The organism is Streptomyces sp. NPDC005303 (assembly GCF_040607335.1).
Lineage (GTDB): Bacteria > Actinomycetota > Actinomycetes > Streptomycetales > Streptomycetaceae > Streptomyces.
In genome coordinates this window covers 1-22,243 of the sequence record NZ_JBEXGM010000052.1, presented here as the reverse complement: position 1 = coordinate 22,243, position 22,243 = coordinate 1, and the positions used below count along the sequence as shown (strand labels likewise).

The following is a 22,243-nucleotide window of genomic DNA, read 5'->3' as shown; positions in this document are numbered from 1 at the left end:
CCCGTACGCCCTGCGTGCGGGGGTCAGTGGCGTGTGGGCGCCGACAACCGGTGCAGCCGCAGCGCGAGTTGGATCTCCAACGCGCGGGCGGGACTCTGCCAGTCCTCACCGAGCAGGCGGCCCACGCGCTCCAGGCGCTGGGCAACGGTGTTCACATGGACGTGCAGCTCGTCCTTGGTGCGGGCCGGGCTCATCCCGCACGCGAAGTAGGCGTCGAGGGTGCGCAGCAGATCGGTGCCCCGCCGGTCGTCGTAGGCGACCACCTGACCGATGGTGCGGTCCACGAAGCCCGCGATGTCCCGGTCTCCGGCCAGGAGCAGCCCGAGGAACCCGAAGTCCTCGGCCGCGGCTCCGTCCCCCGAGCGGCCCAGGAGGCGCAGCGCGTCGAGGCAGCGCCGGCCCTCCTCGTAGGCGGCGGCCACGGCGTCCAGATGGACGGCGAGATCGCGGACCGGGGCCGAGGCGCCGACGGTCACCGCCTCGTGAACGGCTTTGCCGAGGTGCCCGGCGGTGCGGCGGGCCAGTTCGGTGGCCGTGTCCCCGGCGGTGAGGGGCAGCAGCAGGACGGTGCCGCCGTCGCGGGCGGCGGCCAGGCCGTGCCGGGTGGCGGCGAGGTGGGAGGCCGCGGACCACAGGCGTCTGCGGGCGGCCGCCTCCTGGTCGGCGTCGGCCGCGGGGCCGTCGAGCCGGGCGGCCAGCACGACATGGGTGGCGTCGAGGTCGGCGTCCAGCCGGGCGGCCCGGTCGAGCAGCAGACGGGGGTCGCGGTCACGGGCGTCGAGCAGGTCGTCCAACAACTCGCCGCGCACACGCTGTTCGGCCTCGGCGGCGGACCGCCTGGCCAGCAGAAGCAGCGAGGTGACCATCGCGGCGCGCTCCAGGGTGCGCTGGTCCACGGGGTCGAGCCCGGGGTGGCCGCGCAGCACCAGCGCGCCCTGGTGTTCGCCGCCGGCGGCGACGGCGGCGATCCAGTCGTCCCCCTGTCGTACGGCGTGGCCTTCGGCCCGGGAGGCCTCCAGCGCCTCGGTGGGTGCGAGTTCGGCGAACTCGACCGTGCCGTCGAGGATTTCGGAGACGGCCGCCGCCACGTCGTGCACCCCACCACCGCGCAGCACCAGTTCGGCGAGCCGGTCGTGAACCTCGGAGGCCCGCTCGATGACACCGCTGTGATCCCGGATGATCTCGTTGGCCCGCTCCAGTTCGGTCAGGGCCGAGCGGGTCTCGGTGAGCAGGTTCGCGGTGTCGATGGCGGCGGCGGCCAGCGCGGCGAAGGATCCGAGGAGCGCGATCTGCTCCCGCTCGAAGACCCGGGCCCGCCGGTCCGCGGCGAACAGCACGCCGATCACGTGGTGCCCCAGCGTCAGCGGCACGCCGAGGATGGCGACCAGGCCCTCGTCCCGTACGCCCGAGTCGATGGTGAGGGTGTGCTGGAAGCGGTCGTCCTTGAAGTAGTCGTCGGTGACGTAGGGGCGGGCGGTCTGGGCGACCAGTCCGCCGAGCCCCTCACCCATCCCGAGCCGCAGCTGCTGGAAGCGGGCCGCGACCGAGCCCTCGGTGACCCGCATGTACGTGTCGCCCCGCGCCGGGTCGTTCAGGCTGAGGTAGGCCACGTCCGTGCCGAGCAGGGAGCGGGCGCGCTGCACGATGGCCCGCAGCACCGCGTCCAGGTCCCTGAGCCCGGCCAGGTCGTGGGCGGTCTCGAACAGGGCGGACAGCTCGGCCTCCCGCCGGCGCCGGCCCTCCAGCTCGGAGCGCACCCGCAGGGCGACCGCCTTGGCCTCCTCGAGGGCGGCGATCCGCTCGGCCGGCCTTCCCTCGGCACGGGCGATCAGCACCGGCTGTTCGTAGGCGTCGGCGGACGCGCCCCTGGCCAGCAGTTCGAGGAAGGGTGCCTCGGCATTGCCGACCGGGCGCTCGACGGACTGCGTGTGATCGCTGGACATGCCCACAGGATTGCTCATCGCACGCTCACCCCGTCAGGCCTGTGGAAAACTCCGCACGGCACGACGTGCGGGCGGATGCCGGTCAGTGCGCGGTCCAGCCGCCGTCCAGGACGAGCGACGTACCGGTGACGAACGAGGCCTGCGGACCGCACAGGTACGCCACGGCCTCGGCGACCTCCTCCGGCTCGATGAGCCGCTTGAGCGCGCTGTCCTGGAGCAGCACCTCGGACACCACACGCTCCTCGGGGATGCCGTGGGCCCGAGCCTGGTCGGTGATCTGCCGCTCGACCAGTGGGGTGCGCACATAGGCGGGGTTCACACAGTTCGAGGTCACGCCGTGGGGGGCGCCTTCGAGGGCGGCCGTCTTGGACAGACCCTCCAGACCGTGTTTGGCGGCCACATAGGCCGCCTTGTAGGCCGAGGCCCGCAGACCGTGTACCGAGGACACGTTGACGATCCGCCCCCACCCCTGTCCGTACATGTGCGGCAGGGCGCCGCGGATCAGGCGGAACGGCGCCTCCAGCATCACGGTGAGCACCGTGTGGAACACCTCGGGCGGGAACTCCTCGATCGGGCGCACCAGTTGGAGGCCGGCGTTGTTGACGAGGACGTCGGTGCCCGCGGCGGCGTGCTCGGCGGCGTCCAGGTCGGTGAGGTCGAGGACGTGCGGTTCGACGGTGCCCGCCAGCCCCGCGGACCGCTCGGCGAGCGCGTCCAGGCCGGCCGCGTCCCGGTCGACCGCTCTCACCTTGGCCCCGGCCGCCGCGAGCCGCAGCGCACAGGCGCGGCCGATGCCGCCGGCGGCGCCGGTGACGAGGGCGGTGCGGCCGCCGAGGTCGAGCGTGGGGGCGTGGGGGCCCGGGAGGGCGCTGCTGCCGGTCATACTCCGACCCTAGGCAGCGCCCGGCCCTGGCCACATGTGGTCATTCCCCATACTTCACTCGGAAGTCGTGGGGTCGAACCATGTGGGTGCGTCCATCAGCGCCTGCTTGATCCGCTGCATCCCGAACTCGTTCAGCTCCGGCAGGGCGTCCACCGCGAACCACCCCACTTCGAGAGACTCGTCGTCGTTCACCCGGGCCTCACCGCCGACGGCCCGGCAGCGGAACGAGATGTCCATGTACTGGCAGATGTCGCCGTTGTCGTACGTCACGGGCCGGAGCGCCTGGACCACGACGACCCGCTCGACGACGACCCGAACACCCGTCTCCTCCTCGACCTCCCGCACCGCGCAGGCCGCGGGCTGCTCCCCCGGTTCCGGGATGCCGCCGAGCAGCGACCACTTGCCGGTGTCCGAGCGGCGGTTGAGCAGCACTCTGCCCCCGTCGTCGAAGACGATGGCGCTGACACCGGGGAGCCAGAGGAGGTCGTGGCCGATGGAACGCCGCAGGGTGCGGATGAAGTCAGGAGTAGCCATGCCTCGACCCTAACGGCCGCTTTCATGGCTCAAGCGATCTTTCCGGATGGCTCAAGTGATCTTTCGGGGACGTACGGCCTCCGTGCGCCTACGCGCCTTCGGCGCGACGCCTGCGCACCCCGGCGCCGACAGCCCAGCCGAGCCCGCCCGCGGCGACCAGCACCAGGGCCATCTCGGGCAGGACGCCGAGCCGGGTCGCCGGAGTCTCCGTCGACCTGAGCGGCACCTTCTGCACCAGCGAGGCGGCCACGAACATGCCGGTCCTCTGGGTGATCCTCCCGTCCGGCATGATGATCGCGCTGACGCCGCTGGTCACCGGCACGGTGACGGTCCGGCTGTGCTCCACGGCGCGCACCCGGGACATCGCGAGCTGCTGATAGGTCATCTCGCTGCGGTCGAAGGTCGCGTTGTTGCTCGGCACGGAGATCAGCTGCGCGCCGTCGGTCACCTCGGAGCGCACGGCCCAGTCGAACGCGGCCTCGTAGCAGGTGACCAGGCCGACCTTGGCGTCGGCCATCCGGAAGACGCCCGGCTTGGTGCCGCGGCTGAAGTCCTGGCGGACCATGGAGGTCCAGTTCTTGTTGATCGCGCCGACCAGGGAGCGCAGCGGGAGGTACTCGCCGAACGGCTGGATCTGCCGCTTGTCGTAGGTGTCGGTGGGGCCCTTGACCGGGTCCCACAGGATCTGCTCGTTGTACAGCTTGCGGCCCCGCTCGACGACGCCGCCGACGGAGATCGGCGCGTCGATGGCCTTGGCCGCCTGCTCGATGACCGCGGCCGCGTCCGCGTCCGCGAAGGGGTCGACGTCGGAGGAGTTCTCCGGCCACAGCACGATGTCCGGCTTCTCAACCTTGCCGGCCTTCACCTCGGCGGCGAGCCGCTCGGTCTCGCGCGCGTGGTAGTCGAGCACGGCCCGCCGCTGGGCGTTGAACTCCAGGCCCGCGCGCGGCACGTTGCCCTGGATGGCGGCGACCGTCACGGTGCCGTCCTCGGCCTTGTCGCTCACCAGCGTCCGGGCGGCGAGCGCCCCGACCACCGGTACGGCCACGCTCAGCAGGGCGACGGCCGCGGCCGGACGCCGTACGGCGCCGGAGCCCCGCCGTTCCACGACCAGACGCACGACCTCGTAGAGGCCGAAGCCGCACAGGACGACGGCGAAGCCCAGGACGGGCGTGCCGCCCACCGCGGCGAGCGGCAGGAAGACGCCGTCGGCCTGGCCGAACGCGATCTTGCCCCAGGGAAAGCCCTGGAACGGCGCACGCGCGCGTGCCGCCTCTCCGGCGATCCAGACGGCGGCCGCCCACACCGGCGACCCGGGCAGCTTCGAGACGGCTGCGATGCCGACGCCCACCAGCGCGACGAAGATCGCCTCGATCGCCACCAGCGCGAGCCAGGGCCCCGGGCCGACCTCGACACCGGTCCACACCAGCAGCGGAAGCAGGAAGCCCAGGCCGAAGAGATAGCCGAGACCGAGCGCCGCCTTCCAGCCGCGGCCACGCAGCACCCAGCCGAAGACGGCGAAGGCGGGCACGGCCAGCCACCACAGGGTGCGTGGCGGGAAACTGACGTAGAGCAGCACTCCGGAGAGCGCCGCGGCGGCGGCCGGGACGAGACGGCGGAGCCGGGCGGCCCAGCGGGAGGCGGGCGCGGACTGCGGTTCCAGCCGGTCCGACTCGTCCACGGAAGTTGCGGTGACGGTCACTCCGGGAGTGTACGGCGGTTGACCTCGGCGTCCACAGCGCGGTCCGTCTGGTGACCGGGGCACCGCCCACCCGCCTCGATCGCACAGATCCCGTACAACTCGTCCACAAATCGCCCATCAGCGGTTACGGTGTGCCGAAGTCCCCGTCGTACGGGCCGGTAGCGTCCGGGCGGCGGTGGCCACAGGTCGGGGGACCGGGGTTTCGGGGGGCGGGGTGGGTTCCACGGGGATGGTGTCTGTGGCCGGTTCCGAGGAGGACGGCGACAGACGAAACGTTTCCGACGTGGTGGGCGTACTGGTGCTGGGCGCCTGTGCCGCCTGGTCGCTGATCACCGCGGCCGCGCACGACGGGCGTCCGGAAGGCGTGCTGCTCGCCCTGCTGGCCGTCGCCGCGGGCTATGCCACCGGCCGGATCTCGGGGGCGCTGCTGCCGGTCGCCGCCCCTTGCGCGGCCGCGCTGGCCGGAGTGGGCCTGACGGTGGGGCTCCCCCGCCTCACGCCCGGACCGGAGATCGTCGGCCCGCTGGGTCACGCGGGTGCCACGGCCGCACTGCTGACGCTCGCCGCCGGTGCCGCGTGCTGCGCCGCCTGGACCACCCCCTCCCCTGCCCTGCGACTCCTGCTGCGGCTGCTGGCCGTCGGCATCGCGGTGACCTCGGTCGTCCTGGGTTCGCTGTCCGGGCTGGTCACCTGTACGGCGGTGCTGCTGTGCTCGCTCGCCGCGGGGGGGATGCGCCACCGCGGCCCGGGCATCGCCGGCCTCGCTCTCGCCGCGACCACGGTGACCGGACTGACCTGGGCGGTGGCCGGGAACGCGGTACCGGACGGGCTCGCCGAATCACTGCGCGGCCGGCTCACCCCGCACCGCATCGACCTGTGGCACGACGCCCTCCACCTGGCACGTGCGGACACCGCCCTCGGTGTGGGTCCAGGCCGCTTCGGGGAGCTCAGTACGACGGCGGCCCAGTCCCTGCCACCGGACGGGAAACCACACTCGGCACCGCTTCAGATGGCCGCCGAGCAGGGGCTGATCGGCGTGCTGCTGCTGGCGGCCGCCTTCTGCTGGCTGCTGTACGCGCTGTGGCGCTCTCCGCGCCCCACTCCGGTCGTCCTCACGGCAGGCGCGGCCCTGACGTCGCTGGCGGCGATCGCCGCGGTCGGCAACGCGCTGAGCTTCACGATGGTGTCGGTGGGCGCGGGGTTCCTGGCGGGCCTGACGACGGCCCACCCGCTCACCGAGGCACCGGCCCCCGAGTGACCGGTCGGCCCGGTCTCAGCGTCGCGGACCCGCTGCCCTGGGCCGCAGCCGGTCACGGATGATGCGTACGGCGGCCTCCGCGTCGTCCACGGTGACGGTGAACGTGTGGCCGTCCCACAGTTGGAGGACCACGCCCTCACCGCGGCGTACGACGACGGCGGTCCCCTTATCGGGGCGCCAGCGGTAGCCCCAGCCGCCCCAGTGCCGAGGCGTGACGTGCGGGACGAACTCGGCTCCGGCGACATGGTCGAGCGGAATCCGGCGGCGCGGCACGCCGATGTGGCCGCAGCGCACCTCCAGGGAGTCCATGTCGACCCTGAGAGCGACATGGACGAATGCGAGCGTGAGGAAGAGGACCAGCAGTCCGGCCGCGATGCAGCCGACCACGGACATGACCAGCGGGGCCACGCCGGAGGTCCAGGCCGAGTCGACGGCGAGCTCGATGCCGAGCGCCACGATCGCGGCGCCACCGAGCGCCAGCAGCCACTGGATCCTGTTGGAGGCGCGGCCGGTCCAGACGTCGGCGTGATGCGAGGTCTGCTCGCCGTGGGGGTGGTCCCTCATGTCAACGAGATTACTCATGTTTCGCCGCGCGGCTACCTCGTCGCGCAGAGTGACTGCTCCTCCGGGCGGGGGTTTCCGGCCGCGCCCGGCGGTCAGCGGGCGGGCGTGGCCGTCCGCAGGAGCCGGCCCTCGGCATAGGCCAGGGCGGGCGCGGGCAGGGCGGCGCCCTCGCGTCCGCTGAGCAGCACCGTGAGGCTGCCGGTGGCCGCGGCCTCGGGCGCGGGCTGCGCGCCGATCCGGCGCAGCGCCTGGGCGGCGACCGCTCCGGCGGATCCGTGCAGGACGAGCGGCGGACGTCCGGGGCGCTGTACGGCGGCGCGGATGCGCTCGGCGACCAGTTCGTAGTGGGTGCAGCCCAGGACGACGGTCGTCACGTCCTCGGGGGTCAGGGCGGCCGCCGCGGTGACGGCGGCGTCGATGGCGGCCTCGTCGGCGTGCTCCACCGCCTCCGCGAGGCCGTGGCAGGGCACCTCGGTGGCCGGCACTCCGTCGGCGAACTCGGCGAGGAGACCGCGCTGGTACGGGCTGCCGGTGGTGGCGGGGGTCGCCCAGATGGCGAAGGGGCCGTCGGCGGCCGCCGCGGGCTTGATCGCGGGGACGGTGCCGATGACCGGCAGATCCGGCTCCAGACGGGCGCGCAGGGCGGTCAGTGCGTGCACGGTGGCGGTGTTGCAGCCGATGATCAGGGCCTCGGGACCGTGGGCGGCGGCGGCCTCGGCGAGGGTGAGCGCGCGCCCGATGATGTCGTCCGGGGTCCGGGGACCCCACGGCATGCCGTCGGGGTCGAGGGAGAGCACGAGATCGGCGTCGGGGCGCAGTCGCCGTACCGCGGCGGTGGCCGCCAGCAGACCGATTCCGGAGTCCAAGAGCGCGATCTTCACCCGGCCACGATAGACGATGAGCCCTTGGGGGCCGGTTCCGTGGGGCAGACTGCGCGCGTGAGCGCCATCGCGTGGACCGCCGCCGTATCCCTCGCCGCCTGGCTGTGGCTGCTGCTCTGCCAGGGATTCTTCTGGCGCACGGATGTGAGAATCCCGCCGGAGCGGGATCCGGCGGCCTGGCCGTTCGTGGCCGTGGTGGTGCCGGCTCGCGACGAGGCCGAGGTACTGCCCGCGAGCCTTCCCTCGCTCTTGGCCCAGGACTATCCGGGGCGTGCGGAGGTCTTCCTCGTCGACGACGGCAGCACAGACGGCACCGGGAAGCTGGCACGCGAACTGGCGGGCCGGCACGGCGGACTGCCGCTGACCGTGTCCTCACCGGGTGAGCCGCCGGCGGGATGGACCGGCAAGCTGTGGGCCGTACGCCACGGCATCGGCCTGGCACGCGCGCGTGGCCCCGAGTACCTGCTGCTGACCGACGCCGACATCGCCCACGAGCCGGACAGCCTGCGACGGCTGGTCGCCGCCGCGTACGCCGGGGGCTTCGACGTCGTCTCGCAGATGGCCCGGCTGCGGGTGGAGAGCCTGTGGGAGCGGCTCGTGGTGCCGGCATTCGTCTACTTCTTCGCGCAGCTGTATCCGTTCCGGCGGATCGGCAAGCGGGGTGCGCGGACAGCCGCCGCGGCGGGCGGCTGTGTCCTGCTGCGGGCCGAGACCGCCGATCGGGCGCGGATCCCGGACGCCATCCGGCATGCCGTGATCGACGACGTGGCCCTCGCACGGGCCGTCAAGGGCGTAGGTGGCCACATCTGGCTGGGCCTCGCCGAACGGGTGGACAGCGTGCGCCCCTACCCCCGGCTGCACGACCTGTGGCGGATGGTGTCGCGCAGCGCGTACGCCCAGCTCCGCCACAACCCGCTGGTACTGCTCGGAACGGTCGTCGGGCTCGCGCTGGTCTACCTGGTGCCGCCGGTCGCCGTGGTCGCGGGTCCGGTGACGGGGGATACGACGACTCTGGTCCTCGGTGCTCTGGCGTGGCTGGTCATGACGGGCACGTACGTCCCGATGCTCCGCTATTACCGGCAGCCGCTGTGGCTCGCTCCCCTGCTGCCGTTCACCGCGTTCCTCTACCTCCTGATGACGGTCGACTCCGCTGTGCAGCACTACCGGGGGCGCGGCGCGGCGTGGAAGGGCCGCACCTACGCGCGCCCGGACGCCGTCGTCGGCGAGGAGCGGTGAGGCCTCACTTGCGGCCCGGTGTCCAGTTCATGCCCCAGCCGTAGACGTGGTCCACCGTCCGCTGCGGGCTCACCCCGCGGTCGGGCACCAGATAGCGCGCCTCGCGCTGGACGACCAGGTCGTCGCCGGTGTTGGTGATCAGGGCCAGCGCGCACACCGTCGAGGGCACCGTGCACTCGTCGAGCGAGAAGTCGATCGGGGCGCCGTACTGCGGCTGGAGGGTGACCGTGGCGTGCAGTTCGGCGAAGGAACGCGCGCCCTCGTAGATGGTCACGAAGACGAGGATGCGCCGGAAGTCCCGCTTGTGGTCGAGGTTCACGGTGAGGTTCTCGCCGCTCGCGACGGCACCGGTGCGGTCGTCGCCGTCGAGGTGGATGTACGGCGGCTGATGCAGGGCGCCATAGGCGTTGCCCAGTGCCTGCACGACTCCCTTGCGGCCGTCGGCGAGTTCGTACAGGGCGCAAAGGTCGAGGTCGAGGTCGGCGTGCATGGCCACCGCGCGGCCGCGCTTGCTGCCCCAGCCCGAGAACTGTTTACGCACCTGCCAGTTGAGGTTCACTCGCATCGCTCCCGAGGTGCCGCCCTGTTTGGTGAGGGAGACGGAAGGAGCCGCCTTGGTCAGCGTGACCTTGGAAAGCCGGACGGGTGGTGAAGAAGGGGTGGGTGGTGATGCCACCGGTGCCGCCTGCTGGGGTTCGTCCACGGTGATGCCGAAGTCCGTTGCCAGACCTTCCAGTCCGCTGTCGTAGCCCTGTCCGACGGCGCGGAATTTCCAAGCGCCCTGCCGACGATAGAACTCCCCGAGCACGAAAGCGGTTTCTACGGTCGCGCCCGTACTGTCGAACCGCGCCGCCACGGTTCCAAGCGCCGCATCGCGCACCTCGATGTAAAGATCCGGAATGCCGGCGAAGGTCCCGCCGTCCGCCGAAGCGGCGAGCACGACTGTCTCCACCGAGGGCTCCACGCGCGCGAGATCGACGAGCAGCGTGTCGGTCACGCGGCCGCCGTCGGTCCGTTTGCCCTCGTGGCGGACGGCTCCGGAGGAGTGCTGCGGCTGGTTGTAGAAGACGAAGTCGGCGTCGGAACGGACCTTCCCGCCGACGAGCAGGAGGGCCGAGGCATCCGCGACCGGGACTCCCGGCCCGGAGCGCCAGCTCAGTTCGACGCGCAGTGCCGTCGTGGGCACCGGCGCGTTCGACCCTTTCGACATTGACATGTCCGCCCCCATCAGGTGTCGGCAGGCCAGGACGTGCCCGGCGGTCCCGGGAGTTCTCCCCGCACAACCTATTCCCCCGGGACGGCGAACTCCCCTCCCGCACCCGGGAAGATCGCCGGCCAACCGCCGGTAACCCGCTCGGAACTCGGCCTTTACAGGGATGGGACCTGGATTGGCGTCCTTTTTTGCCGAGTTCGCTCGCATTGGGGATCCCGCGTCACTGCCGACACTGAAAACAACCCTCTTATCGGTCTCCCCAACCAGCACATCGTGGGCTTAACTTATGTGCCATGACCTCCCCCCGCTCCACTTATGGCGGCGGCTACTACTCCGCCTCCTTCCCGGACACTCCGATCTACGACTCACTCGTGGCCGAGCGGGGCACCCCGCAGATCGCCCCGATCCGGGTCCCGGCCGCGTACGACGTCCCGGCCAGCCACCTGCCCGCGCTGCCGTCCGCGCTGCCGGCTCTCCCCGCAGGTCCCTCCTACTCCTCCTACGGCTACCCGCAGGCGCAGCAGCCCTCTCCGCTGCAGCAGGCGCCCGGGACGTACATCCCGCAGCAGGCTGCCGCGCCCCGCGGTTATCCCGGGCCGCAGCAGCAGCCGCGTCCGGCCGGCCCCGGTATGGGCACGGGCTACGAGGCGATGCGCCCCGCGGCTCCCCGGCCCGCTCCGGCGGCTCCCTACCAGGACCCGTACAACAACCAGCAGTACCGCGGTTACTGATTGCCCTCCCCGGCTGTCGGTGCCACCTGGCACGATGGCCGCATGGGGAATGCGCAGCTGCTGTCGATTCACGTCCATCCGGTCAAGGCGTTGCGGAGTCTGGGACTCCGGGAGGCCGAGGTCGAGCCCTGGGGGCTGGCCGGAGACCGGCGCTGGGCCCTGGTCGACGAGGGCGGAAAGGTCGTCACCCAACGACAGCAGCCACGCCTCGCGCTGGCCGTCGCCGAGCTGATGCCCGGCGGCGGCGTGGTTCTGTCCGCGCCCGGCATGGATGCGCTGACCGTGCCGGTCCCCGAGCCGGGCGAGACCGTCACGCTGGATCTCTTCGGGGACAAGGTCGAAGGAGTGCCCGCCGCCGACCCGGCCGCACACGCGTGGTGCAGCGAGTACCTCGGCGCCCGGACCCGCCTGGTCCACATGGACGACCCCGCCACCCGCCGCCCCGTCGAACCCGAGTACGCGCTGCCGGGCGAGACCGTCACCTTCGCCGACGGCTATCCGCTGCTGCTCACCTCCGCGGCCTCCCTCGACGCCCTCAACTCCCTGATCTCCGAAGGCCGACACGCGGCAGAGGGCCCTTTGCCCATGAACCGTTTCCGGCCGAACGTGGTCGTGGGCGGCACCGACGCCTGGGCCGAGGACGACTGGTCGCTCATCGCCATCGGGGACGTCACCTTCCGGGTGGCCAAGATGTGCGGACGGTGCGTGGTGACCACCACCGACCAGGACCACGCCGTCCGCGGCAAGGAGCCTTTGCACAGCCTGGGCCGACACCGCCGCTTCGGAGGCAAGCTCGTCTTCGGACAGAATCTCGTGCCCCGGGACCGGGGCACGATCCGGGTCGGTGACCCGGTCACGATCCTCGAATGAGGAGCGAGCGCGGGGCCGACGTGGTCGCGGCGGACGGAGTTCCGCCAAAGATCCACCCGGGCCCTTCCGCCGGGAACCCGGCGCGGGGGCCTGCGCGTTGGGGCTTTCATGAGGAGTTCATGAGAGGACCCGGCCGCAGGTGATTTCGCTCTCTCTTCGGCCGGTCCCGCGCGTGAACGACTCCGTCGGGGGTTATCACGGAGCGGGAAGGGGGTGCGGACGGTGCGAGCGATCAGCGGACTCTGGCGTTGGCGGCGCAACCCGCTGCGCCGCGCGACCGACCTGGCCGAGGCCTGGGTCGGCCTCCTGGCCCTGCTGCTGATCCTGGTCGTCGGACCGGTCCTCGGGTCCGTCACCGGGAACGCGGCCCAGGACGCGCTGCAGCGGGCAGTTCGCGAGCAGCACGAATCCCGCCGTCTGGTGACGGCGACCGTGATCCGCGAACTGGACCGCTCACCACTGGACGCCGACCCGGAGGCCGCCTCGGGGCGGGATCTGCACACCCGGGTGATGGCCGACTGGACCGCGCCGGACGGCACCACGCACCGGGGCACCGTGATGGCAGGCCTCCAGAGCCCGCACCGCGGCGACCACTTCGGCGTGTGGACCGACCTCCACGGCCGTACGGCTGCCCGGCCGCTGGACTCCGCCACCGCCACCACCCATGCCGTTCTCGCGGGCACCGGCGCGGCACTGCTGACCGCGGGCCTGATCGAGGGCGGCAGGCGGCTCGCCGTCTGGCGCATGGTCCGTCGCAGGTACGCCCGTTGGGACCAGGCCTGGGACCGCGCGGGCCCGGACTGGGGCCGGACCGGCACCGGCAGCTGACGGCCTCACGGCTCTGGTCAACCCACCACCCGCGCGCACGCTACGGTGGACCGGCCGACGTTCCTCGGCAGCACAAACCCGCGTACTACGAGGTGGGGGCACGACAACGCCATGGCACAGGGCACGGTCCAGGTGACGCACACCGGTACATCGCGGTGGCGGCGCCGCACGGGTGAGTACGCGTCGCTCGCCGCCGCCCTGGAGGCCGCGGCGGACGGCGACGTCCTCACGGTCGCGCCCGGCACCTACCGGGAGAACCTCGTCGTGCAGCGGGCGGTGACCCTGCGCGGTCCCGAGGGATCGCCCGGTTCCGTGCGGATCGCGCCCGTCGACGGGGTGCCGCTGACCGTGCGTGCCTCCGCCGTGGTGCAGGATCTGCACGTGGAGGGCCAGGACGCGGCCGCGCCCGCCCTGCTCGTCGAGGAGGGCACACCGGAGCTCGCCGACATCCGGGTCGTCACCCGCTCCGCCGCCGGCATAGAGGTGCGCGGCGGCGCGCGGCCGACCGTGCGGCGCTGCACCGTCGACAACCCGGCCGGCATCGGCATCGCCGTACTGGACGGCGCGGGCGGGGTGTTCGAGGAGTGCGAGATCGTGGCGGCCGGCCAGTCCGGCGTCGCGGTGCGCGGCGGCGCCCACCCCCGTCTGGAGCGCTGCCGGATCCACCACACCTCGGGTGCGGGCCTTGCGGCCACCGGCGAGAACTCCGCGCTGGAGGCGGTGGGTTGCGAGGTCTACGAGGTCCGCGGCAGCGGCGTCCAGATCACCGGCCGGGCCACCGCGCACCTCACCGACTGCGATGTGCACCGCACCACCGGCGACGGCGTCACCCTCGACACCGACGCGGTGCTGACCCTGGCCGACTGCCGTATCCACGACATCCCGGAGAACGCGGTCGACCTGCGCTCCCGCTCGGTGCTCACCCTGACCCGCACGACGGTCCGGCAGTTCGGACGCAACGGCCTGTCGGTGTGGGATCCGGGCACGCGCGTGGACGCCAACCAGTGCGAGATCTTCGACAGCACGGGCGACTACCCGGCCGTCTGGGTGAGCGACGGCGCCACCGCCGTCCTCGACTCCTGCCGGGTGCACGACGTACCGGACGCGCTGTTCGTCCTGGACCGCGGCTCCCGCGCGGACGTCGTCGACAGCGACATCTCGCAGGTACGCAACACCGCCGTGTCCGTGAGCGACGGTGCCACCGCGCAGCTGGACGACTGCAGGATCCGGGACGCGGCGACCGGTGCCTGGTTCCGTGACCACGGCAGCGGCGGCACTCTCAACAACTGCACCGTGGACGGCACCCAGACCGGCGTGATCGTCACCAAGGGCGCCGACCCGACGATCGAGCGCTGCACGGTCGACTCCCCCGCGGAGGCGGGCTTCTATGTGTCGGCGGGCGGCCGTGGCAGCTTCCTGAACTGCCGGGTGACGGGCAGCGGTGGGTACGGCTTCCATGTCATAGACGGAAGCCGTTCTACGCTCAGGAAGTGCCGCACGGAGCGCTGCGCACGCGGGGGCTACGAGTTCGCGGACGCCCCGGACGCGGCCGCCGGGGCGGGCCCCGTCGTCGAGGACTGCACAAGCGACGAGAGCGGCGGTCTGACCCCGCCGGCGGCCCGGGAGCCGGCCGTGCAGACGGAGGCCCGCTCCCCCGCTCTGCCGGGGACGATCCCCGGACAGCGCGTCACCGAGCAGGAGCCGGCGGTCTTCCCCGCCGAGCCGGACAAGCTCTCGCGGACCTCGAAGGACGTCCTCGGTGAACTCGACGCCCTGGTGGGCCTGGAGAGCGTCAAGCGCGAGGTGCGGGCCCTCACGGACATGATCGAGGTGGGCAGGCGACGCCAGCAGGCGGGCCTCAAGGCGGCCTCCGTCAAGCGCCATCTGGTCTTCACCGGCTCCCCCGGCACCGGCAAGACGACGGTCGCCCGGCTCTACGGCGAGATCCTCGCCTCCCTCGGTGTGCTGGAGAAGGGGCATCTCGTCGAGGTCTCCCGTGTCGACCTGGTCGGCGAGCACATCGGTTCCACGGCGATCCGGACCCAGGAGGCCTTCGACAGGGCGCGCGGCGGAGTGCTGTTCATCGACGAGGCGTACGCGCTGTCGCCGGAGGACTCGGGCCGGGACTTCGGCAAGGAGGCCATCGACACGCTGGTGAAGCTGATGGAGGACCACCGGGACGCGGTGGTGGTGATCGTCGCGGGCTACACCGCCGAGATGGAGCGGTTCCTGTCGATCAACCCGGGTGTGGCCTCCCGTTTCTCACGGACCATCACCTTCAGCGACTACAACCCCGATGAACTCCTCAGCATCGTGGAACAGCAGGCCGAGGAGCACGAGTACCGGCTGGCGCCGGGCACCGCGGAGGCCCTGCGGAAGTACTTCACCGTGCTGCCCAAGGGACCCGCCTTCGGCAACGGCCGTACCGCGCGCCAGACCTTCGAGGCGATGGTGGAACGGCACGCGAGCCGGGTCGCCCAGGTGGACGACCCGACCACGGACGATCTGACCCTGCTCTACGCCGAGGACCTGCCCGAGTCGTCCTGAGTCCGCGGGCCCGGCACGTCCGGCTGGAGTCGGCCCAGCAGTCTCGCCCGCTCCTCGGCGAAGACCGGGTCGGCTTGGTAGTCGGAGTGACCGAGGATCGGCGCGGGCAGCGGGTGCAGTTCGGTGCGGCCATAGGCGAGCGGGTCCTTGAGGGGCTCCCGGTCCACCTCGGGGCCGCAGTCGCCGGGCAGCCGGACCGGGCCGCCGATGGGGTCGGTGAGCCGGTACAGGTTGCGCCAGCAGTCCACGTCGTGATGCAGGGCGGTGAGCGCGGCCGGGCCGAAGTGGGCCGGGAACCAGCGGCCGTAGAGGCGCTCCAGCGGGGAACCGTAGGTCAGCAGGGCGACCCGCGCCCGGACCGACGGTTCCAGCTGCCAGGCCGCGGCGGCCGCGAGCACGCTGCCCTGGGAGTGGCCGGAGATGACCAGCCGGCCGCCCGTGGCCCGGGTCCAGGTCGCGATCCGCCAGGTCAGGTCCGGTACCGCACGCTCGGCGTAGCAGGGCGGGGCGAAGGGGTGGGCGGCGCGCGGCCAGAAGGTGCCCACGTCCCACAGGATGCCGATGGTCCGGCGCGCGGAGGGGTCCTTGTAGGCGCGGCGGCCCCAGGTGACGAACAGGATGAAGCCGAGGCCGATCAGCCAGGAGCCGAGTGCCTGCGCGGTGTCGGCGGCGCCCTGGACGAAGACGTACGCCCCCTCGGTGGCCTTCGCCGGTGTCTTGCGGGAGGTCAGGGCGCCGACGAGGGCTCCGGCTCCGAGGAGCAGGGTGCTGGCCGACGTCACGCCGAGCAGGCGGGGCCCCCGGTCCGTCAGCGCCGCCATCGCGCGGGTGCGGGCGATGCGGCGGGTGCGTGCCGCGTCCTTGGGTTCCGCGGGGTACTCGCTCTCGACCGTGCCCAGTTGGGCCCGGACGGAGCGCCAGGTGCGCCGACCGAGCCAGGCGAAGTGCACCAGCAGCACGAGAAGTACCAGTGGGATCACGGACGCCTGCCAGGTCAGCAGGACCGGCGGGCCGAGGATCGTGGCGCCGGTGCCGTCCAGCCAGTCCGCCACGCGCTGCGACACGCCGCCGGACATCACCCCGCCCAGGGCGCAGGCCAGCGTCGCCACGGCCGGTCCGGCCAGGCCACGCAGCGCCGCGCGCGGGTCGGGATGGGTGCGGTACAGCAGGTGGGCGACCACGGCCAGGGCGACGACCAGAAGGCCCTGCACCAAGGCGATGCCGCCGAAGGTGGCGTCCCCCGACAACCGGCCGTACGACTGCCATCCCGGCCGCTCCCACCCGGCGTACACCGCGGCGACGGCGAGCAGGGCGAGCCCGGCGAGCGGCAGACGTCGTACGAGATGCTTGTCGAGCTGCCGGTCGAGGTACTTCTCGCTGCGGCCGCGGCGGCACACCACCCAGACGACGGCGACCCCGGCGGTGACGAGACCGGCCTCCAGGAGTCGGCCGAGCGTGTCGAGGAGGGCGGGGCCGCCCGGTTCGCGGTCGAAGCGGGCCGCTGTCGAGCTGACCGCCGCGGCGATGGTCAGCAGGCCCGCGGCGGTGTGCGCGGCCCGCAGGCGGGCGACCAGGCGGCGGCCGTACCAGAACCCGGGTCGGCCGAGCGCGGTGCGGCCGTTGTCCTCCTCCGGCTCCCCAGCGCGTGACATGGGCTGCTGGGACTCGTAGGCGCTCCAGGTGCGGTGGGACAGGTACCAGAGCAGGCAGGTGAGCGCCGCCGGGACCAGGGCCGCGAGGGCGAGGCGGCGGCCGGGCCTGCTCCACCAGCCGTCGTCCGACACGTCGGGTGACAGGAAGCCCAGCCAGGAGTGCGACTCGGCGCACGCGCGTGTGCCCGCGCACTGCCAGGCCGCGAGGTCCAGGGCGACCTCGCAGGCGGCCGCGACCAGCAGAACGGTCAGGGTCAGACCCGTGAGCCGTACCAGGAGGCCGTAGAGGCGCACCGTCCGTGTGCGGTCGCGTGCGGTGGGGCGCATCCAGTGGGCGAGGTTGACCACCATGAACGGCAGTAACAGCAGCCACAGGGCGCGGGTGCCGTTGCCGGAGGTGAGGTTGCACCAGACGTACGCCTCGGGCACCGGGCCGGTGCGGCCGTCGCGCTGTCGCTTCTCGGCGTCGACGTCGTCGGCGCGCCGGAAGACGGCCGCGATGTCGTCGCCGGTGATCCGCACCGTGCGCGGATCGTCGAGCATCTTCTCCGGCGTGGTGCCGCCCACTCCGTGGACCAGGAGTTCCAGGGCGGTGCCGGTTTCTCCGGGCCGGGCGGCAGAGCCGTCCGCGCCCTTGATCGGGACACGTTCCACCATTTCGCACTTCCCCCGTGACGCGCCGTCGGCATCTGTCCGTGCGGGCACAAGGATCTCCGCTCGGCGCGTCGCGCACACTACTCGTCACGCAATCTCCCCGATCCGGGTGACCGCCCCGAAGTACGGCTGTCACCCCGGCGGCATGAGCGCGACGGAGTGGTCGGTGGCGCTCCCGGTGGGGGGCCGTGCGAGTATGGGACGTCCCGCGCACCGGGGACGGGCAAAATGTGCTTGTGGGAGTGGGTGCGCAGGGTGTGTCGGACGGCCCCAGGCGAAAGGACCGGAGCGTACGTGAGTGAGAATCAGAACCTCCTCGCGGAGCAGCGGCGTGCCCTGATCCTGGACGAGGTCCGGCGCCGAGGCGGGGTGCGCGTCAACGAGCTGACCCGCAAGCTCGGCGTGTCGGACATGACCGTGCGGCGCGATCTGGACGCGCTGGCCCGTCAGGGTGTGCTGGAGAAGGTGCACGGCGGCGCGGTCCCGGTGGTCGAGGCGAGCACTCATGAGCCGGGCTTCGAGGCGAAGTCGGGTCTGGAGCTGACCGCCAAGGAGGACATCGCGCGGTCCGCGGCGGAACTGGTCGCCCCGGGCACCGCGATCGCGCTGTCGGGCGGTACGACGACATACGCGCTGGCCCACCATCTGCTCGACGTGCCGGATCTGACCGTCGTCACCAACTCGGTGCGGGTCGCCGACGTGTTCCACGCGGCGCAGCGCTCCACGGGCCCGCGTCAGGGCGCGGCGACCGTGGTGCTGACCGGCGGTGTGCGCACCCCCTCCGACTCGCTGGTGGGGCCGGTGGCCGACCAGGCGATCGGGGCGCTCCACTTCGACGTGCTCTTCCTCGGTGTGCACGGCATATCGGTCGAGGCCGGCCTGTCGACGCCGAACCTCGCGGAGGCGGAGACGAACCGGCGGCTCGTGCAGTCGGCCCGGCGGGTCGTGGTGGTCGCCGACCACACCAAGTGGGGCACGGTGGGCCTGAGTTCGTTCGCCTCGCTGGAACAGGTCGACACCCTGGTGACGGACGCCGGGCTGCCGACCTCGGCGCGCGCGGAGGTCTCGGAGCATCTGCGGCGGCTGGTCGTGGCGGGCGAGTCCGTTGACGGTACAGACATCTGACTGAGCGTCAACTAGGGTGGCTCCTCCCGATCACACCTGGGGGGTGTCCATGGCTCACCAACTGCGCGAGGTGGGGCTCGACTTCATCGCGACCGCGCCCGTACGGCTGGTGTTCGTGCAGGAGATGTCGGCTCCGCCGGAGGCGGTCTACCGGGCGCTCGCCGCGGACGTACCGGGCTGGGAGGAATGGTTCTCCGCGGTGACGCTGGCCCGCTCGACCGGGGACGGCTCGACCCGGGAGATCCACCTCAAGGGCGGCGGGCGCTTCCAGGAGACGATCATCGCGGCGAAGAACCCCGAGACGTACGCCTACCGCGTCGACGTGGCCAACGCGCCCGGTGCCCGTGCGATCGCCGAGGAGTGGCGGCTCACTCCGGCCGGGACGGGCACCCATGTGCGCTGGACGTTCGCCGTGGACGGCACGGCGGCGTTCCGCATGGTCGCGAAGCTCGGGCGCGCCGGGCTGGGGCACGCCTTCCGCGACGCGGTCCGTACGCTGGACCGACGGCTCGCGGCGCAGGGGGCCTAGCCGGGGCCGCCGAGCGGACCGCGGGCGAGGGGCCCTTTCGTGCCCCGAGCTGCCCGCCGCTGCCCGGCACAGGGGCCCTCGGTCACCTCCGGCCCGAGCGGCCGGAGAAGTTCTGGCTGGTCCGCCCGAAGCTGACCCTCATCGGCTAGGGGCTGCCGGGAGCGACCTGGGCCGGCCAGACGCCCGTCTTCAGCAGTGCGGCGATCGCGGCCGTGTACGGCTCGATGTCCAGGCCCTGTTCGGCCAGCCACGCGTCCGAGTAGTACTTGTCCAGGTACCGGTCGCCAGGGTCACACAGGAGGGTGACGACGCTCCCCCGGCGCCCCTCGGCCACCATCTCGGCGATGATCTTCAGCGCGCTCCACAGTCCGGTCCCGGTCGAGCCGCCCGCCCGGCGGCCGATGGTCCGCTCCAGGGCGCGCACGGCGGCGACACTGGCCGCGTCCGGGACCTTCATCATGCGGTCGATCGCCCCGGGCACGAAACTCGGCTCCATACGGGGCCGGCCGATGCCCTCGATGCGCGAGCCGCAGTCGCACGTGACGTCCGGATCGCCGGTGCTCCAGCCCTCGAAGAAGCAGGAGTTCTCGGGATCGGCGACACAGATGCGGGTGTCGTGCTGCATGTAGTGCACGTACCGGGCGAGGGTCGCCGAGGTGCCGCCGGTGCCGGCCGTGGCGACGATCCACGCGGGCTCCGGGAAACGCTCCAACTCCAGTTGGCGGAAGATGGATTCGGCGATGTTGTTGTTGCCACGCCAGTCCGTGGCCCGTTCCGCGTAGGTGAACTGGTCCATGTAGTGGCCGCCCGTCTCCACCGCGAGGCGGGCGGACTCCTCGTACATCGTGCGCGGGTCGTCCACGAAGTGGCACCGGCCGCCGTGGAACTCGATGAGGCGGATCTTCTCGGCGCTCGTCGTGCGCGGCATGACCGCGATGAAGGGCACGCCGATCAGCTTCGCGAAGTACGCCTCGGACACGGCCGTGGAACCGCTGGACGCCTCGATCACCGGGCGGCCCGGCCGGATCCAGCCATTGCACAGGCCGTAGAGGAAGAGCGAGCGGGCGAGCCGGTGCTTGAGACTGCCGGTCGGGTGGGTCGACTCGTCCTTGAGGTACAGGTCGATGCCCCACTTCTCCGGGAGCGGGAAGCGCAGGAGGTGGGTGTCGGCCGAACGGTTGGCGTCGGCCTGGACCTTGCGGACGGCTTCTTTCAGCCAGCCGCGATAGGCGGTGTCACTGCGGTCGACATCGAGGGTGTCGCCGGTCCGGATCTGCTGAGGGGTGCTCACGGCGGTGCTCCTAACACTTCGCGCCGACGGCGCGTCGCGCGGCCGATGTCTCGATCATAGACACCTCCCGCACGCTTCTCACCTGCATAAACACACCTTTGAGAGCCTCAAAGACACTCTGGGGTCAGGGCGGCGCGCGGCAGCGGGGGCGCATTCGGAGGAGTGCTTCGGGCGCCCCCGGTGAGATGTCATGCGTACTGGTGCTGGACGCCCGTGGCGGGCAGACTGCACCGGGCGGGACAGATGTCTCGGACGGGGGCGCGCACACTGGATCACGACAGAAGCCGGCTCTCGGCCCACGCGGGAGCAGGGGCCGGCACACCGACGCGCACAAGGGGGCGGGGCGGCATGGCGGAGCCGGAGTTCACGGCTACGGGCGTGCGGATCGGGAAGAGGTTGCGCTCGCTCACCCGGGCCGGACAGGTCCGCATCAATGACGGCAGACTGGAACTGCTCACCAGTTACGGCAGCGAGATCGACAGCGCGCCGGTACAGGCGGTGCGCGCCTCCAAACCCTGGTTCGCCGCGGACGACCGGGCTCTCGCCGACCTCAACGGCAATCGGTATCTGCTCACCCTGGGCGAGCACGATCCCGCTCCGGGCGAGCCGGGGCCGCCTGCGGCACGCCGGTTCATCGAGGCCGTACGCAGGGCTGCGGGGCGTAGCGACTGAGTCACCGCGAGTTGCGGTACCGCACCTCCTGCGTCACGCTGGTCTCACATCACTCTGGGTTTACCGGCGATCACGCTGCACACCAGCCCGCCGGGCACGACAGCAGGCGGCCGTTCCACGCAGGCACCTGCTCGATCCGAACTCCGTGTTCTTCCGGACCTCACGTCGGGGAGTCGCAGCCGTGATCAGTCACCCAAGCAGGCATTGCACGGTGGAGCTTCAGGCTCTGCCGTCGCGGATCGGCCAGGTCCGCAGAATCCTTTCTGCGCAATTGCGCTACTGGCATCTGGATCCCCTCATAGACCGGGCCGTGCTCGGTGTGACGGAGCTGTTGACCAACGTCCACCGCCATGCGCAGCCCGACAAGACGTGCACCGTGAAGATCGAGCTGGTGCTCGACCGGCTCATGGTCTCGGTGCACGACCACGACCCGCGTCTGCCGGTCGTGGCCGACATCAAGGACACCGAGCCGCTCGCCACATGCGGGCGGGGGCTCGCGATGGTCGCCGCCGTCAGCGAGAGCTGGGGCGTACGGCCGGAGGGCGAGTCGGGGAAGGTCGTGTGGTTCACCCTGCCGACCCCCTCCGCCTCGCGTCCACAGCGGCGAACCGTCCTCGACAAGACCGCGTTCAGGTTCACCGAGGTGCGGGCCGAAAGCCTCAGGCCCGAACACGCTCCCGCCCGGTCGGCCGTTGCCGGCTGACCGGGCGGTGACGACTCCCCTCTCTGCCCCTTGTGGCCTGCGGAGCGCTTGCGCGTTCGGCCGGTGTCGGGACGACGATCGCGCGCAGGCCGCCGGGCCTTTGCGTGTTCCGTCGTCCCGACACCGGCGTGCCCCTCCGGCCCGCTCGCGGCCCACGCGCCGGCCCAGCGAACGGCTGGGCGACTGGGCGGCTGGGCTCCTGCCCGACTCACTCCGCCGCGACCGCACCCAACACGTCGAGGCGTGCGGCGCGGCAGGCCGGGCACAGGCCCGCGAGGTTCCCGTACATGCGACGTTTCGACGCCGACGCGCCCCCCGCCGACCCAGCACCGGCCCGCGAGCGGCTGGGCTCCTGCCCGACTCACTCCGCCGCGACCGCACCCAACACGTCGAGGCGTACGGCGCGGAAGGCCGGGCACAGGCCCGC

19 protein-coding genes are annotated in these 22,243 nt (G+C 72.2%); 10 read left to right on the top strand and 9 right to left on the bottom strand.

The annotated features are described in order from the left end of the window. Positions 1 to 23: 23 nt before the first annotated feature. From ABZT93_RS38200 to lnt, 4 genes are all read right to left on the bottom strand, one after another. On the bottom strand, positions 24 to 1,943 hold the full coding sequence (locus ABZT93_RS38200; RefSeq protein ID WP_356113354.1) for a GAF domain-containing protein: 1,920 nt from the start codon (positions 1,941 to 1,943) through the stop codon (positions 24 to 26). Between the two features lie 82 nt (positions 1,944 to 2,025). After that, positions 2,026 to 2,826 (bottom strand): 3-hydroxybutyrate dehydrogenase, encoded by an 801-nt coding sequence (locus ABZT93_RS38195; RefSeq protein ID WP_356113352.1) that lies wholly within the window; start codon positions 2,824 to 2,826, stop codon positions 2,026 to 2,028. 54 nt (positions 2,827 to 2,880) lie between these two features. Beyond that, entirely contained in the window at positions 2,881 to 3,360 is a 480-nt protein-coding gene (locus ABZT93_RS38190; protein ID WP_356113351.1) for an NUDIX domain-containing protein, read from the bottom strand. Between the two features lie 88 nt (positions 3,361 to 3,448). Next, a complete protein-coding gene (gene lnt, locus ABZT93_RS38185; RefSeq protein ID WP_356113349.1) occupies positions 3,449 to 5,062 on the bottom strand; it encodes an apolipoprotein N-acyltransferase in 1,614 nt (537 codons plus the stop codon). Between the two features lie 229 nt (positions 5,063 to 5,291). Here lnt and ABZT93_RS38180 point away from each other — a divergent pair, with 229 nt between their 5' ends. Then, the gene (locus tag ABZT93_RS38180) at positions 5,292 to 6,320 is read left to right on the top strand and encodes an O-antigen ligase family protein (RefSeq protein WP_356113347.1); all 1,029 of its coding nucleotides are present in this window, start codon (positions 5,292 to 5,294) and stop codon (positions 6,318 to 6,320) included. 15 nt (positions 6,321 to 6,335) lie between these two features. Here ABZT93_RS38180 and ABZT93_RS38175 read toward each other — a convergent pair whose 3' ends face one another. Both ABZT93_RS38175 and ABZT93_RS38170 read right to left on the bottom strand, forming a co-directional pair. Further along, positions 6,336 to 6,884 carry a hypothetical protein gene (locus ABZT93_RS38175; protein WP_356113345.1) on the bottom strand — a complete coding sequence of 183 codons (549 nt, stop codon included), beginning with the start codon at positions 6,882 to 6,884 and terminating at the stop codon, positions 6,336 to 6,338. A gap of 92 nt (positions 6,885 to 6,976) precedes the next feature. Next, positions 6,977 to 7,765: an aspartate/glutamate racemase family protein gene (locus ABZT93_RS38170; RefSeq protein WP_356113343.1), complete on the bottom strand. Its 789-nt coding sequence runs from the start codon at positions 7,763 to 7,765 to the stop codon at positions 6,977 to 6,979. Between the two features lie 39 nt (positions 7,766 to 7,804). Here ABZT93_RS38170 and ABZT93_RS38165 point away from each other — a divergent pair, with 39 nt between their 5' ends. Continuing rightward, complete coding sequence (locus ABZT93_RS38165; RefSeq protein WP_356113341.1) at positions 7,805 to 9,001, top strand: glycosyltransferase; 1,197 nt, start codon at positions 7,805 to 7,807, stop codon at positions 8,999 to 9,001. A gap of 4 nt (positions 9,002 to 9,005) precedes the next feature. On the opposite strand, the gene ABZT93_RS38160 is transcribed toward ABZT93_RS38165, so the two are convergent. Continuing rightward, a complete protein-coding gene (locus tag ABZT93_RS38160; RefSeq protein WP_356113373.1) occupies positions 9,006 to 10,211 on the bottom strand; it encodes a TerD family protein in 1,206 nt (401 codons plus the stop codon). Between the two features lie 296 nt (positions 10,212 to 10,507). Here ABZT93_RS38160 and ABZT93_RS38155 point away from each other — a divergent pair, with 296 nt between their 5' ends. The 4 genes from ABZT93_RS38155 (at position 10,508) to ABZT93_RS38140 (ending at position 15,190) form a co-directional block, all read left to right on the top strand. Then, complete coding sequence (locus ABZT93_RS38155; protein ID WP_356113339.1) at positions 10,508 to 10,945, top strand: DUF6643 family protein; 438 nt, start codon at positions 10,508 to 10,510, stop codon at positions 10,943 to 10,945. 42 nt (positions 10,946 to 10,987) lie between these two features. Next, entirely contained in the window at positions 10,988 to 11,815 is an 828-nt protein-coding gene (locus tag ABZT93_RS38150) for an MOSC N-terminal beta barrel domain-containing protein (RefSeq protein ID WP_356113336.1), read from the top strand. Positions 11,816 to 12,037: 222 nt separating this feature from the next. Next, a complete protein-coding gene (locus ABZT93_RS38145) occupies positions 12,038 to 12,643 on the top strand; it encodes a hypothetical protein (protein ID WP_356113334.1) in 606 nt (201 codons plus the stop codon). Positions 12,644 to 12,754: 111 nt separating this feature from the next. Further along, positions 12,755 to 15,190, top strand: coding sequence for a right-handed parallel beta-helix repeat-containing protein (locus ABZT93_RS38140; protein ID WP_356113333.1), 2,436 nt, complete (start codon positions 12,755 to 12,757; stop codon positions 15,188 to 15,190). Here the strand turns inward: ABZT93_RS38140 and ABZT93_RS38135 are convergent. Continuing rightward, positions 15,160 to 17,499, bottom strand: a complete 2,340-nt coding sequence (locus ABZT93_RS38135) for a hypothetical protein (protein WP_356113331.1) — start codon at positions 17,497 to 17,499, stop codon at positions 15,160 to 15,162. The two genes, ABZT93_RS38140 and ABZT93_RS38135, sit on opposite strands and share 31 nt — an antisense overlap. 291 nt (positions 17,500 to 17,790) lie before the next feature. Between ABZT93_RS38135 and ABZT93_RS38130 the strand changes: the two genes are divergently transcribed. Both ABZT93_RS38130 and ABZT93_RS38125 read left to right on the top strand, forming a co-directional pair. Beyond that, on the top strand, positions 17,791 to 18,621 hold the full coding sequence (locus tag ABZT93_RS38130) for a DeoR/GlpR family DNA-binding transcription regulator (RefSeq protein WP_356113329.1): 831 nt from the start codon (positions 17,791 to 17,793) through the stop codon (positions 18,619 to 18,621). A 49-nt stretch (positions 18,622 to 18,670) separates the two neighbouring features. Further along, a complete protein-coding gene (locus ABZT93_RS38125; protein WP_356113328.1) occupies positions 18,671 to 19,150 on the top strand; it encodes an SRPBCC family protein in 480 nt (159 codons plus the stop codon). Between the two features lie 145 nt (positions 19,151 to 19,295). Here the strand turns inward: ABZT93_RS38125 and ABZT93_RS38120 are convergent, their stop codons facing one another. Then, on the bottom strand, positions 19,296 to 20,441 hold the full coding sequence (locus tag ABZT93_RS38120; RefSeq protein ID WP_356113326.1) for a PLP-dependent cysteine synthase family protein: 1,146 nt from the start codon (positions 20,439 to 20,441) through the stop codon (positions 19,296 to 19,298). 348 nt (positions 20,442 to 20,789) lie between these two features. On the opposite strand from ABZT93_RS38120, the gene ABZT93_RS38115 reads away from it, so the two are divergent. Beyond that, positions 20,790 to 21,113, top strand: coding sequence for a hypothetical protein (locus ABZT93_RS38115; RefSeq protein ID WP_356013002.1), 324 nt, complete (start codon positions 20,790 to 20,792; stop codon positions 21,111 to 21,113). 181 nt (positions 21,114 to 21,294) lie between these two features. Beyond that, on the top strand, positions 21,295 to 21,816 hold the full coding sequence (locus ABZT93_RS38110; protein ID WP_356113324.1) for an ATP-binding protein: 522 nt from the start codon (positions 21,295 to 21,297) through the stop codon (positions 21,814 to 21,816). Positions 21,817 to 22,243: the final 427 nt, after the last annotated feature.

Coding starts and splice junctions, on each gene's coding strand:
- ABZT93_RS38175 (WP_356113345.1), bottom strand. CDS start 6,884: ATGAGGGACCACCCCCACGGCGAGCAGACCTCGCATCACGCCGACGTC.
- ABZT93_RS38115 (WP_356013002.1), top strand. CDS start 20,790: ATGGCGGAGCCGGAGTTCACGGCTACGGGCGTGCGGATCGGGAAGAGG.
- ABZT93_RS38140 (WP_356113333.1), top strand. CDS start 12,755: ATGGCACAGGGCACGGTCCAGGTGACGCACACCGGTACATCGCGGTGG.
- ABZT93_RS38150 (WP_356113336.1), top strand. CDS start 10,988: ATGGGGAATGCGCAGCTGCTGTCGATTCACGTCCATCCGGTCAAGGCG.
- ABZT93_RS38155 (WP_356113339.1), top strand. CDS start 10,508: ATGACCTCCCCCCGCTCCACTTATGGCGGCGGCTACTACTCCGCCTCC.
- ABZT93_RS38190 (WP_356113351.1), bottom strand. CDS start 3,360: ATGGCTACTCCTGACTTCATCCGCACCCTGCGGCGTTCCATCGGCCAC.
- ABZT93_RS38200 (WP_356113354.1), bottom strand. CDS start 1,943: ATGTCCAGCGATCACACGCAGTCCGTCGAGCGCCCGGTCGGCAATGCC.
- ABZT93_RS38160 (WP_356113373.1), bottom strand. CDS start 10,211: ATGTCGAAAGGGTCGAACGCGCCGGTGCCCACGACGGCACTGCGCGTC.
- ABZT93_RS38135 (WP_356113331.1), bottom strand. CDS start 17,499: ATGGTGGAACGTGTCCCGATCAAGGGCGCGGACGGCTCTGCCGCCCGG.
- ABZT93_RS38125 (WP_356113328.1), top strand. CDS start 18,671: ATGGCTCACCAACTGCGCGAGGTGGGGCTCGACTTCATCGCGACCGCG.
- ABZT93_RS38195 (WP_356113352.1), bottom strand. CDS start 2,826: ATGACCGGCAGCAGCGCCCTCCCGGGCCCCCACGCCCCCACGCTCGAC.
- ABZT93_RS38180 (WP_356113347.1), top strand. CDS start 5,292: ATGGTGTCTGTGGCCGGTTCCGAGGAGGACGGCGACAGACGAAACGTT.